Source organism: Streptomyces sp. MS191, from assembly GCF_008042125.1.
Taxonomy (GTDB): domain Bacteria; phylum Actinomycetota; class Actinomycetes; order Streptomycetales; family Streptomycetaceae; genus Streptomyces.
The window spans coordinates 1,177,522-1,188,933 of record NZ_RDBI01000040.1 but is presented as its reverse complement, the minus strand read 5'-3'; the positions used below and the strand labels follow the sequence as shown (position 1 = coordinate 1,188,933).

At 75.9% G+C, this 11,412-nt stretch carries 10 protein-coding genes, 1 other RNA gene and 1 pseudogene; 7 read left to right on the top strand and 5 right to left on the bottom strand.

Translation table 11 applies throughout. The features are described from left to right. Positions 1 to 704: 704 nt before the first annotated feature. The 4 genes from EAO71_RS12445 (at position 705) to EAO71_RS12430 (ending at position 4,643) form a co-directional block, all read left to right on the top strand. On the top strand, positions 705 to 1,541 hold the full coding sequence (locus EAO71_RS12445) for a Nif3-like dinuclear metal center hexameric protein (RefSeq protein ID WP_147977779.1): 837 nt from the start codon (positions 705 to 707) through the stop codon (positions 1,539 to 1,541). After that, positions 1,538 to 2,281 carry a zinc ribbon domain-containing protein gene (locus tag EAO71_RS12440; protein WP_187282735.1) on the top strand — a complete coding sequence of 248 codons (744 nt, stop codon included), beginning with the start codon at positions 1,538 to 1,540 and terminating at the stop codon, positions 2,279 to 2,281. The genes EAO71_RS12445 and EAO71_RS12440 overlap by 4 nt, the downstream gene beginning before the upstream one ends. After that, positions 2,281 to 3,762, top strand: a complete 1,482-nt coding sequence (locus EAO71_RS12435; RefSeq protein WP_147977778.1) for a bifunctional RNase H/acid phosphatase — start codon at positions 2,281 to 2,283, stop codon at positions 3,760 to 3,762. Before EAO71_RS12440 ends, EAO71_RS12435 begins: the two co-directional genes overlap by 1 nt. A 74-nt stretch (positions 3,763 to 3,836) precedes the next feature. Continuing rightward, a complete protein-coding gene (locus EAO71_RS12430) occupies positions 3,837 to 4,643 on the top strand; it encodes a GNAT family N-acetyltransferase (protein WP_147977777.1) in 807 nt (268 codons plus the stop codon). Between the two features lie 211 nt (positions 4,644 to 4,854). On the opposite strand, the pseudogene eda reads toward EAO71_RS12430, so the two are convergent. After that, positions 4,855 to 5,472, bottom strand: a pseudogene (gene eda, locus EAO71_RS12420) (bifunctional 4-hydroxy-2-oxoglutarate aldolase/2-dehydro-3-deoxy-phosphogluconate aldolase); the annotation flags it as partial. 122 nt (positions 5,473 to 5,594) lie between these two features. Further along, complete coding sequence (gene yaaA / locus EAO71_RS12415; protein ID WP_147977776.1) at positions 5,595 to 6,359, bottom strand: peroxide stress protein YaaA; 765 nt, start codon at positions 6,357 to 6,359, stop codon at positions 5,595 to 5,597. 171 nt (positions 6,360 to 6,530) lie between these two features. On the opposite strand from yaaA, the gene EAO71_RS12410 reads away from it, so the two are divergent. Beyond that, on the top strand, positions 6,531 to 7,973 hold the full coding sequence (locus EAO71_RS12410) for an RNB domain-containing ribonuclease (RefSeq protein ID WP_147977775.1): 1,443 nt from the start codon (positions 6,531 to 6,533) through the stop codon (positions 7,971 to 7,973). Here EAO71_RS12410 and EAO71_RS12405 read toward each other — a convergent pair. Next, positions 7,918 to 8,919: a hypothetical protein gene (locus EAO71_RS12405; RefSeq protein ID WP_399758655.1), complete on the bottom strand. Its 1,002-nt coding sequence runs from the start codon at positions 8,917 to 8,919 to the stop codon at positions 7,918 to 7,920. The two genes, EAO71_RS12410 and EAO71_RS12405, sit on opposite strands and share 56 nt — an antisense overlap. Next, complete coding sequence (locus EAO71_RS12400) at positions 8,916 to 9,680, bottom strand: MerR family transcriptional regulator (RefSeq protein WP_147977774.1); 765 nt, start codon at positions 9,678 to 9,680, stop codon at positions 8,916 to 8,918. The genes EAO71_RS12405 and EAO71_RS12400 overlap by 4 nt, the downstream gene beginning before the upstream one ends. A 140-nt stretch (positions 9,681 to 9,820) precedes the next feature. On the opposite strand from EAO71_RS12400, the gene rnpB reads away from it, so the two are divergent. After that, positions 9,821 to 10,225, top strand: an RNA gene (gene rnpB / locus EAO71_RS12395) — RNase P RNA component class A. An 87-nt stretch (positions 10,226 to 10,312) separates the two neighbouring features. Here rnpB and EAO71_RS38750 read toward each other — a convergent pair. Then, a complete protein-coding gene (locus EAO71_RS38750) occupies positions 10,313 to 11,152 on the bottom strand; it encodes an excalibur calcium-binding domain-containing protein (protein ID WP_261992107.1) in 840 nt (279 codons plus the stop codon). A gap of 25 nt (positions 11,153 to 11,177) precedes the next feature. Here EAO71_RS38750 and EAO71_RS12385 point away from each other — a divergent pair, with 25 nt between their 5' ends. Further along, complete coding sequence (locus EAO71_RS12385; RefSeq protein WP_410093962.1) at positions 11,178 to 11,396, top strand: excalibur calcium-binding domain-containing protein; 219 nt, start codon at positions 11,178 to 11,180, stop codon at positions 11,394 to 11,396. Positions 11,397 to 11,412: the final 16 nt, after the last annotated feature.

The window sequence follows — 11,412 nt, the reverse complement described above, 5'->3', positions numbered from 1 at the left end:
GCTGAAGGGGCAAGGGGGGCGTGAGCCAAGGCGACCCTAAGGCTGAAGGGGCAAGGGGGGCGTGAGCCAAGGCGACCCTAAGTGGAGCCTGATGCTCCGGGCCCGGGGGCCTCTCCCGCACCGTTCGCGAACCACCGCGCCCGTCCTCGTACGGCGCTCGCTCCCCGTCCCTTCCGCCGTCGCGGTTCCGCCGCCGTCGCCGCCGCTGCCGGTCCCGCGGCCCGCCGGGGCGGGAGCGGCACCCCGGACACTTCCGCAGGTAAGAAGGGCGGCCGGGACGGGAAGACCGTCGCGGCCGGCGGCGAGGACCTCGGCGAAGCCGCCGCCGGGCCCGCGGCCACGGGCCCGGACGCCGAGCCCGGCCGGTCCCCGGCGCAGCCGCCCACGCCCTCGGCACGACGAAGATCGAGTCCGCCCCGAAGCGGCTCGTCGCCCTCGACGCCCACGAGCCCGACCCACGTCGTCCCGGCCGGCGTGAAGCCCGCCGGGAACGCCGCCGCCGAGGGGGACGGTGGCATCCCCACCTATCTCCGGAAGGACGCGGGCGACCCGGATCCGCCGGCACGATCGGCGCCCCGATCCGCCGCCGCACCCCTCCCACGGCACCCCGGGTCCCGCCGCGGCCCGTCCCGCGGGACCCGGCTCCGCCCTCACCGCCCACGGGGCAGGAGGACGGGGCACGCAGGGCAGGTAGCCTTTCCCCCGTGCCCCGTCTGTCTGAAGTCATCGCCGAACTCGACGCCCTCTGGCCGCCCGAGCGGGCCGAGCAGTGGGACGCCGTCGGCACGGTGTGCGGCGAGCCCGACGCCTCCGTCACCCGCGTCCTGTTCGCCGTCGACCCCGTCCAGGAGATCGCCGACGAGGCGGTCGCGCTCGGCGCCGACCTGATCGTCACCCACCACCCGCTCTACCTGCGCGGGACCACGACGGTCGCGGCCTCCCACTTCAAGGGGCGCGTCGTGCACACGCTGATCAAGCACGGCATCGCCCTGCACGTCGCCCACACCAACGCCGACACCGCCGAACCCGGAGTCTCCGACGCCCTCGCCGGCGCCCTCGACCTGCGGATCACCGGCCCCCTGGTCCCCGAGAACAACCTCGGCCGGATCTGCGAACTGGACCATCCCGAGACGCTGGCCGAGTTCGCGGCCCGCGCCGCGAAGCGGCTCCCCGCCACCGCGCAGGGCATCCGCGTCGCGGGCGACCCCGACATGACCGTCCGCCGGGTCGCCGTCAGCGGCGGCTCGGGCGACAGCCTCTTCGACGCGGTGCGGGCCGCAGGCGTGGACGCGTTCCTCACCGCCGACCTGCGCCACCACCCGGTCTCCGAGGCCACCCAGCACGCGGCCCACTCCGGCCGGCCCGGCCCGGGCCTGGTCGACGCCGCCCACTGGGCCACCGAATGGCCCTGGTGCGAGCAGGCCGCCGCCCAGCTCGACGAGATCTCCGACCGCCACGGCTGGGACCTCCGCGTCCACGTCTCGAAGACGGTCACCGACCCCTGGTCCTCCCACCACACCTCCCCTGGAGCCCCCAACTGAACGCCGCGCCCGCCGACCAGATCCGACTCCTCGACGTCCAGTCCCTGGACGTACGTCTCCAGCAGCTCGCCCACAAGCGCAAGTCCCTGCCCGAGCACGCCGAGATCGAGTCGCTGACCAAGGACCTCACCCAGCTGCGCGACCTGCTCGTCGCCGCGCAGACCGAGGAGAGCGACTGCGCCCGCGAGCAGACCAAGGCGGAGCAGGACGTCGACCAGGTCCGCCAGCGCGCCGTGCGGGACCAGCAGCGCCTCGACTCCGGCGCCGTCTCCTCCCCGAAGGACCTGGAGAACCTCCAGCGCGAGATCACCTCGCTGGCCAAGCGCCAGGGCGACCTCGAGGACATCGTCCTGGAGGTCATGGAGCGCCGCGAGTCCGCGCAGGAGCGGGTCGCCGAGCTGACCGAGCGCGCCTCCGCCGTCCAGGCCAAGACCGACGACGCGACCGCCCGTCGCGACGCCGCGCAGGCCGACCTGGACCGCGACGCCGCCTCCGTCGGCAAGGAGCGCGAGCTCGTCGCCGGCTCCGTCCCGGCCGACCTGCTCAAGCTCTACGAGAAGCTGCGTGAGCAGCAGGGTGGCGTCGGTGCCGCCCGGCTGTACCAGCGCAAGTGCGAGGGCTGCCACATCGAGCTGAACATCACCGAGCTGAACGAGGTCCGGGCCGCCGCCGCCGACACGGTCGTACGCTGCGAGAACTGCCGCCGGATCCTCGTCCGCACGTCGGAGTCCGGCCTGTAATGACGGCCAGGGAACTGATCGTCGAGGCCGACGGCGGCTCCCGGGGCAACCCGGGGCCCGCCGGCTACGGCGCGGTGGTCCTGGACCCGGCGACCGGGGAGACCCTCGCGGAGGCCGCCGAGTACATCGGCGTCGCCACGAACAACGTCGCCGAGTACAAGGGCCTGATCGCCGGGCTGAAGGCGGCGCGCGAGCTGTTCCCCGACGCCGCCGTGCACGTCCGGATGGACTCCAAGCTGGTCGTCGAGCAGATGTCCGGCCGCTGGAAGATCAAGCATCCCGACATGAAGCCGCTCGCCGCGGAGGCCGGCCGGGTCTACCCGGCGGGACAGGTCCGCTACGAGTGGATCCCGCGCGAGCGGAACAAGCACGCCGACCGTCTCGCGAACGAGGCGATGGACGCGGGCAAGCAGGGCCGGCAGTGGCAGCCGTCGGACTCCACGGGGTCCTTCGCCGCCCGCGACGCGGCCGCGGCCCGCGCGGCCGCCGCACCGCCGCCGTCGGGTCCCCCCGGCGACGCCACGGCCGGCGCCGCACGGGCCCGCGCGGCCCTGACGGGCACGGGCGCCGCCAGGGGCACCGGCACGGCCGGCTCCGGGCACGCCGGGCCGTCCGACGACGCGCTCTTCCCCGCGGACGAGGCCGTCGCGGCCCAGGCCCGCGCGTCGCTGGCCGCGGCCGGCACCGCCGAACGGGAGTCCGCCGCGGCGGCACGGTCCGTGCCCGGCGTCGCCGAGGCGAGCGGGGACTTCGAGGCCGAGGCGGCCACCGAGGGACACGCGGGCCACGGCGCGCGGGTCCGTCCGCACGCCCCCGCCGGCGAGGCGCCCGCGCAGGGCTGGACCGGACCCGACATGGGCGCCCCGGCCACGTTCGTCCTGCTGCGCCACGGGGAGACCGCCCTCACCCCGGAGAAGCGGTTCTCCGGAAGCGGCGGCACCGACCCCGAGCTGTCGGCCGCCGGACTGCGGCAGGCCGAAGCCGTCGCCGCCGCGCTCGCCGCCCGGGGCACCATCCAGGAGATCGTCAGCTCGCCGCTCACCCGCTGCCGCCAGACCGCCGAGACCGTCGCCGCCCGTCTGGGCCTGTCCGTACAGATCGAGGAAGGGCTCCGCGAGACCGACTTCGGGGCCTGGGAGGGGCTGACCTTCGCCGAGGTCCGCGAGCGTCACGCCGAGGACCTCGACGCCTGGCTCGCCTCGCCGAAGGCCGAACCGACGGGTGGGGGCGAGAGCTTCGCGACCGTCGCCCGCCGCGTCGCGGCGACCCGCGACCGGCTGACGGCGGCCCACGCCGGCCGCACGGTCCTGCTGGTCACGCACGTGACGCCGATCAAGACCCTGATCCGGCTGGCGCTCGGAGCCCCGCCGGAGTCGCTGTTCCGGATGGAGCTCTCGGCGGCCTCCCTGTCGGCGGTGGCCTACTACGCGGACGGCAACGCGTCCGTACGGCTCCTCAACGACACCGCGCACCTGAGGTGACCGGCCACGGGACGACGGGACGGGCACCCGGAAAACTCGTGGCCCGCCGCGTCGTCCCGTAGCACCATCGGGCCATGACCTGGCACTTCACCGAGCAGGCCGCGGTGTTCCGCCGTGCCGCGGCCGCCCCGCTGGCGGCCGCTCCGGCCCGGCACACCGCCGTGCTCACCCTCGTCGACGGGGCGGAACTCCTCGGCTGGTGGACCGGGCCGGACGGCCGCGTCACCGGCACCTGCGCGGTCTCCCCGCCCGGTGTGCCGGTCCTCGGTGTCATGACCGGTACGGCCGCCTACGCCCTGGCCCGCGCCCTGCCCGGCGCCGGTGCGGTGACCGGCGTACGGGGCGAGGCGGACGCCTGCGAGGCCTTCGCCCGTGCCCTCGGCCGCCCTTGGACCACCACCCGCCGCATGCGGCTCTTCCGGCTCGGCGAGCTCACCCCACCGGAACCCGCGCCACCGGGCCGGGCACGGCGGGCGACCGTGGCGGAGATCCCCTTCGCCGTGGCGTGGGCCCGGCAGTTCGCCCGTGACGTCGGCGAGGCGGCCGACACCGACCCCACCGCGAACATCACCACCCGTGTCGCCGAAGGCCGCCTCTACTTCTGGGAGGCGCACGGCGTTCCCCGGTCGATGGCGAGCGTCTCGCCGACCCTCGCCGGTCAGGCCCGGGTGTCCCTCGTCCGTACCCCGCCGGAGGAACGCGGACGGGGCTTCGCCGGGGCCGTCACCAGCGCGGTCAGCCGCGCCGCCCTGGCCGCGGGCGCCGAACAGGTCCTCCTCTTCACCGACCTGGCCAACCCGACGAGCAACGCCCTGTACCAGCGGCTCGGTTACCGCCCGCTGGCCGACCACGCGGCGCTCGCGATCGACGCCCCCGCGTGAGGGGTGGGCCGTCACCCGCGGCGGAGGGCGCCGGCACCGTGGTCTCCCCGGCCGGCGTCGCGGACGCGGTCGGCGCGGGGGCACGGTTCCTCGTCAGTCCCGGCTGGACGGAGGGCCTGCTGGGCGCGATGCGCGAGTCGGTGGTCAGCCACTTCAACAAGGCGACGAAGGGCCGGATCGTCCGGAGCCTGCTGGAGGCCGGGGCCGTCCGCAGCTCCGCCGCCCGGCGTGCCAGCGACTCCACCCGCGCCCAGTCGCGGGACGCGAGCGCGTCGGTCGGCAGCATCCAGGTGCCGCCGACGCAGGCGACGTTGGGCAGGGCGAGATAGGACGGCGCCGACGCGGGCGAGATGCCGCCGGTCGGGCAGARGCGGGCCTGCGGGAGCGGTCCGGCCAGGGACGAGAGATAGCGGACGCCGCCGGCGGCCTCCGCCGGGAAGAACTTCATGTCCCGGACGCCGTGCTCCAGCAGGGCGACGACCTCCGAGGTCGTCGAGACGCCCGGCAGGAACGGCACGCCCGACTCGCGCATCGCGCCCAGCAGGCCCTCCGTCCAGCCGGGACTGACGAGGAACCGTGCCCCCGCGCCGACCGCGTCCGCGACGCCGGCCGGGGAGACCACGGTGCCGGCGCCGACGACCGCCCCGGGGACCTCGGCGGCGATCGCGCGGACGGCGTCCAGCGCGGCCGGCGTCCGCAGCGTCACCTCGATCAGCGGCAGCCCGCCGGCCACCAGGGCGCGGGCCAGCGGGACGGCGTCGGCGGCGTCCTCGATCACGACGACCGGGACGACGGGGGCTTCGGGGGCAAGGTCGAGCACGCTCTCCATGGGCCCATCGTGGCCAAGGGAAGCGTGACACGCAACGAGCGTTGCGCATGTTGCAACGCCTGGGATGCGGTGGCCGACGGACGGCGCTCCTCTCGCAACACGCCCCCGTTCCCGGACAGGACCTAGTGGATCTCGTCCACGAGCACGTCCAGGGCCCCCGCCCGGCCCTCCTCGACCACGTATCCCAGGTCCCGCAGGATCTCGACCAGCTCCTGCCGCCGCTTCGGCCGCGCCCCGGCCTCCAGCAGGCTCCGGACGATCCGGCCCTTCGTCGCCTTGTTGAAGTGGCTGACCACCTTCCGGGTCGGCGCGTGGAGCACCCGCACGGTCGCGGTCCGCTCCGCCGCCTCCCCCTTCGGCTTCCAGGCCGAGGCGTACGCCGACGAGCGCAGATCGAGGACGAGCCCGTCCCCGGCGGCCTCGGGCATCACCGTGGCCATCGCCCCGCGCCAGTGCGCGCCGAGCGCCCCCAGACCCGGCAGCTTCACGCCCATCGAGCAGCGGTACGACGGGATCCGGTCGTCCACCCGGACCGCTCCCCACAGCCCGGAGAACACGAGCAGCGACTGCCGGGCGCGCCTGCGCGCCGCCGCGTCGAGGGTGGCCAGGCCCAGCGCGTCGTACAGCACGCCCGTGTAGATCTCCCCGGCCGGTCGTGCGCCCGCCGTGCGGAGTTCGGTGTTCTTGGCGATCTCGCCGCGCAGTCCCTCGCTCAGACCGAGCACCTCGCGCGCCTTCTCCTCGTCGGCGGCGCACAGCTCGACCAGCTCGTCCAGGACCGCCGCCCGCGCCCCGGCCAGGCCCGGCAGGGACAGCGACTCCGGCTTGAGCGGTGCGCCACGGCCCGAGGCGGCCTTTCCTTCGGAGGGCGGCAACAGCACGAGCACGGCGGTTCTCCTTCGTACGTACGGGGTGGGGGTGCGGCCCCGGCTGTTCAGCCTACAAAGCCGGCGGCACCCGCCGGTCCCGCGTCCGCCGCCGCTCCCCGCACCGTGGGCCCCCGGGCCCCGCCGGGTCGCCGACGTGCCGGGGCCCCCGCCCGGCCCTACGCTCGGTCCATGCCCCGCCGCCACATCCGCGTGACCGGCGCAGCCGAGGCTCCGCTGCGGGCCGCCCTGCGCGCACTGCGTACCGAGCTCGCGATCCCCGACGCCTTCCCGCCCGCCGTCCTCGCCGAGGCGGAAGCCGCGGCCAAAGCGCCCCGGCTCCCCGGGCACGACGCGACCGACATCCCCTTCTTCACGATCGACCCGCCGACCTCCACGGACCTCGACCAGGCCATGCACCTGGCCCGCCGCGCCGACGGCGGCTACCGCGTCCACTACGCCATCGCCGACGTCGCCGCCTTCGTCGCGCCCGGCTCCGCCCTCGACGCCGAGGCCCACCGCAGGCGCCTCACCCTCTACTTCCCCGACGGCAAGGTGCCCCTGCACCCGCCCGTGCTCTCCGAAGGCGCGGCGAGCCTCCTGCCCGGCGAACCCCGGCCCGCGCTGCTGTGGCGGATCGACCTCGACGCCGAGGGCCGCCGCGTCGCCACCGACCTGCGCCGCGCCCTGGTGCGCAGCCGTGCCAAGCTCGACTACGCGGGCGTCCAGCGCCGCATCGACGACGGCACGGCCGAGGAGCCGCTGGCCCTCCTGCGGGACGTCGGCCGGCTCCGCGAAGCCCTCGAGTCCGAGCGCGGCGGGATCTCCCTCAACGTCCCCGAGCAGGAGATCGTCGAGCAGGACCACACCTACTCCCTCGCCTACCGCGCCCCGCTCCCCGCCGACGGCTGGAACGCGCAGATCTCCCTCCTGACCGGCATGGCCGCGGCCGACCTCATGACGGCCGCGGGCACCGGGATCCTGCGCACGCTCCCCACCGCCCCCGACGGTGCCGTCGCCCGGCTGCGCCTCTCCGCGCAGGCCCTCGGGGTCGACTGGCCGCACCACGTCTCGTACGCGGACGTCGTCCGCTCCGCCGACCCGTCCGACCCCCGCCACGCCGCCTTCCTCCAGGACTGCACCACCCTGCTGCGGGGGGCCGGCTACACCGTGTTCACCGACGGCAACGTGCCCACGCCCGCGGTCCACGCGGCGGTGGCGGACGAGTACACCCACTGCACCGCCCCGTTGCGCCGGCTGGTCGACCGGTACGCGGGCGAGCTGTGTGCGGCGGCCGTGGCGGGGGAGGAGCCGCCGGAGTGGGTGCGGGCCGCGCTGCCGGCGCTCCCCGACGAGATGGCGGCGGGCTCGCGGCTCGCCAACACCGTCGAGCGCGAGTCGGTCGACATCGTCGAGGCCGCCCTGCTGCGGGAACGGGTCGGCGAGATCTTCGACGCGTACGTCATCGACGTGAAGGACCGCGATCCGGCCGTCGGGACCGTGCACCTGGAGGATCCGGCGGTGGTGGCCGGCATCGAGGGCGGCGACTCCCGCCTCCCGCTGGGGGAGTGGCTGCGGGTCAGGCTGACGCAGGCGGATCCGGGAGCGGCGAAGGTGCGGTTCGCACCGGCGTAGTCCCCGCCCGCCCGGCCGGAACCCGGTCGGCGGCCTCCGCCGCGGGTGACGGTGTGTCCTCGTCCGGAGCCGTCGGAGCGTCCCGTGCCTCGGCGAGCGCGCCCGCGAGGGCCCGGGCGAGCCCGCGGGCGTCGTCGGCGTGGCAGCGCACGATCCGCACGGGACGGGGCCCGCCGAGGAACCGGGGCGCGTCGACCGGCCCCGTCAGTTCGACGGTGAGGGAGGTCTGCGAGCCGACGGCGAGGTTCAGCTCGCCCTCGGCCTTCTCGTGCGAGAACAGCAGCTCGTGCCGGACGGAGGCGATCCGCTCCAGCGGGACGAGCAGGTCGACGTGTGCCGCCTGGCGCAGCCGCAGGCCGTCGGGGCCGAGGACGTGCGGCCGGGTCACGGACGCGGCGTGCAGCCCGAGCACGAACAGCACGGTGTAGACGTCGAGGACGAGGACGACGGCGTGGACGACCGGCAGGCCGGCGAGCAGATACGACATGCCGACCGTCTCGACGAGGCACACGAACGCGAAGCCGTACATGAGGGCCGCCTGGTCACGGGCGTGCGGGAAGGGCGTGTCGCCCGCCCGGACGCCGACGCGGCGGCGCGCGACCCACAGGCCGAGGCTCGCCAGCAGCCGCAGTTCGTGAGCGGCCAACCGGAGCACCGGCTCGGGCACGAGCTCGGCGAGCGCCTCCCGGCCCGCCGTCCCGCTCCGGCGCAGCCGGACGAAGACCCCGGCCCCGACGGCGAGCAGGAGCAGGGTGGCGGCCTCCGCGGCCAGGACGGCCGGCTCGGGTATCCGCACCCCCGCCACGAGGCAGACCGCGAGGACGAGTTCCGCCGGCAGGACGGCGTACCCGGCCCCCCGCAGCAGGCGGACGCCCGGGCCCCGCGGTCGGGGCGTGGCGCTCGTCCCGCGGGCCGTGCCGCGCGGCCCGTACGGTGCCGGGCTCACGTCGCACGCTCCCGGATCAGTCGCAGCGCGTGGCGCACGGCGGCGGTCTGCGCGGCGGAGAAGACGCCGAAGAAGGCGTCGGTGACCCGGCCTCCGGGCAGTCCCTCGTCGCCGAGCTGCGCCACGACCGCGTCCGGGAGGCAGGCCGCGAGCGCCTGACCGGCCTCCGCCACGCGGGGATCGCCGGGGTCCGCCCCGGCGAGCGCGTCGAGCCGCGCGTACACGTCGTGCAGACGTTCCCGCGCGCCCGGCGCCTCCGCCATCTCCCGCATCGCCCCGATCAGCCGGTCCCGCTCCTCCTCCGGCGTCACGGTGTCGAGCAGACCCAGCATCTCCCGGTCCATGGCGGCCGTGGGGGACGCGGGCAGCTCGCCGATGCCGGCGAACAGTCCGGTGAGCTCCGCCGAGAACGGCCCCTCGGAGTTCAGCCGCCCCTCCCGGGCCTCGTCGAGCAGCCCGGCGAGCCGCGCCCGCCGCTCCCGGATCACCGCCTCCTGCCGCCCGAGGTCGGCGTCGAGTTCCTCCAGCACCTCCACCAGCTCGCGTCCGGCGTCGTCGGCGAGGACGTCCCCGACCTCGTCGAGCCCGAGCCCCAGTTCGGCCAGCCGGCGGATCCGGGCGAGCAGGACGGCGTCCCGGATGTCGTACTCCCGGTACCCGTTGGCCCGCCGTACGGGCTCGGGCAGCAGCCCGAGACGGTGGTAGTGCCGCACGGCCCGCGGGGTGACCCCGACGAGCGCGGCGATCTCGCCGATTCGCATGAGCCCAGTACAAACCCTGACGCTGCGACAAGGTCAAGCGGACCGCGACCGGCGCTCCGCCGTGGGGTGCCGGCCCCGCACGGGGTACGGAGGCGTCCGGCCCCCGCCGCCCGGGCGGGTAGCATGGGCGCCACGGCAGACGAGCCGGGCGGGCGGCCGCGTGGGGATCCTCGGATCCTCCCGAGGAACGTCCGGGCTCCACAGGGCAGGGTGGTGGCTAACGGCCACCCGGGGTGACCCGCGGGACAGTGCCACAGAAAACAGACCGCCGGGGACCTCGGTCCTCGGTAAGGGTGAAACGGTGGTGTAAGAGACCACCAGCGCCTGAGGTGACTCAGGCGGCTAGGTAAACCCCACCCGGAGCAAGGTCAAGAGGGGTCGCCTGGTGACAGGCGGCCCTGCGCGGACGTTCGAGGGCTGCCCGCCCGAGTCCGCGGGTAGACCGCACGAGGCCGGCGGCAACGCCGGCCCTAGATGGATGGCCGTCACCCTGACGACCGCGAGGTCCCGGGGGACAGAACCCGGCGTACAGCCCGGCTCGTCTGCCTTCCGGATCTGAGGGAGCCCCCGACCGCGACAGCGGGCGGGGGCTCTTTCCGTCCGGGCGCACGGCGCCGCTTCCCCGGCACGCCTCAGCGGTCGCAGGCGACGCCGTCGCCGTCCCGGTCGAGGGCCGCCCGGTACCCGGGATCGCCGCTGCGGATGGGCGCCGCGTGTGCCGCCCGGGCGGCCGCGCAGTTCGCGTAGTACACGCCGCCGCCACCCGTCGTCCCACCGGTCGTCCCGCCGCCCGTCGTCCCGGCGTCGTGTGCGGGGCCGTCCGCTTCGTCGTTCCCCGCGGTCGTCCCGCCCGTGTCCGGACGCAGCGCGGTGTTCGGGTTCGGGGGGCACGCGGTCGCCGGGGCGGTCAGGGAGAGGTAGGCCGTCTGGTACTGCGGGGTCTGGACCTGCTCGGCCGGCCGCGGGTCCTGGAAGCAGACCTTCCAGGCAGCCACGTCCTCGGGGAGGTCGACGTCGGTGTACGCGCTCCGCGGCTCGCTCGCCCTGAACCCGGTCCGGGCGAGCACCTGCGAGGCCGCGTCGAAGGTCATGCCGGTGACGGTCGGCATCTTCGGCCACGGCACCTTGTCGCCGTCCTTCGCCGGGCACAGGGCGTCGATCCGGACGACGCCGAAGTCCAGCACGGGCCGCCCGCCGGGCCGTCCCTCGGCCGGCGTCTGGAAGCAGACCTTCCATCCGTCGGCGTCCCACTGGGCCGCGTCCTGGTCCGAGGCGTCGTGCGAGACGGAGTCGTACCCGGCGGCCTGAGCGCCCGACTTCGCCTCCTCGAGGCTCCTGCCCACGAAGGTCGGGGGGCCGGTCGGCGTCGGGCGGGCGGTCGGGCTGCCCGTCGCGGCGCCCGCCGACGCGGTGGCCCGCGGTGCGGCGTCGGCCGCGGGGTCCGCGGGCGGCGGGCCGGCGAACAGCAGCACGAGGAACCACAGACCCGAGAGGACGGTGGCGACGATCTTCCGGTTGCGGCTCCACCGGCCCAGCCAGGTCAGCGCGATGCCGACGGGCGGCRGGACGACCGGTGGGACGACGGGTGGCGGCGGCGTGTACTACGCGAACTGCGCGGCCGCCCGGGCGGCACACGCGGCGCCCATCCGCAGCGGCGATCCCGGGTACCGGGCGGCCCTCGACCGGGACGGCGACGGCGTCGCCTGCGACCGCTGAGGCGTGCCGGGGAAGC

What these genes read in the sequence shown, in the direction of transcription:
- EAO71_RS12435 (WP_147977778.1), top strand. Translation starts at nt 2,281, where the DNA reads ATGACGGCCAGGGAACTGATCGTCGAGGCCGACGGCGGCTCCCGGGGC.
- EAO71_RS12400 (WP_147977774.1), bottom strand. Translation starts at nt 9,680, where the DNA reads ATGCGAATCGGCGAGATCGCCGCGCTCGTCGGGGTCACCCCGCGGGCC.
- EAO71_RS12410 (WP_147977775.1), top strand. Translation starts at nt 6,531, where the DNA reads ATGCCCCGCCGCCACATCCGCGTGACCGGCGCAGCCGAGGCTCCGCTG.
- EAO71_RS12430 (WP_147977777.1), top strand. Translation starts at nt 3,837, where the DNA reads ATGACCTGGCACTTCACCGAGCAGGCCGCGGTGTTCCGCCGTGCCGCG.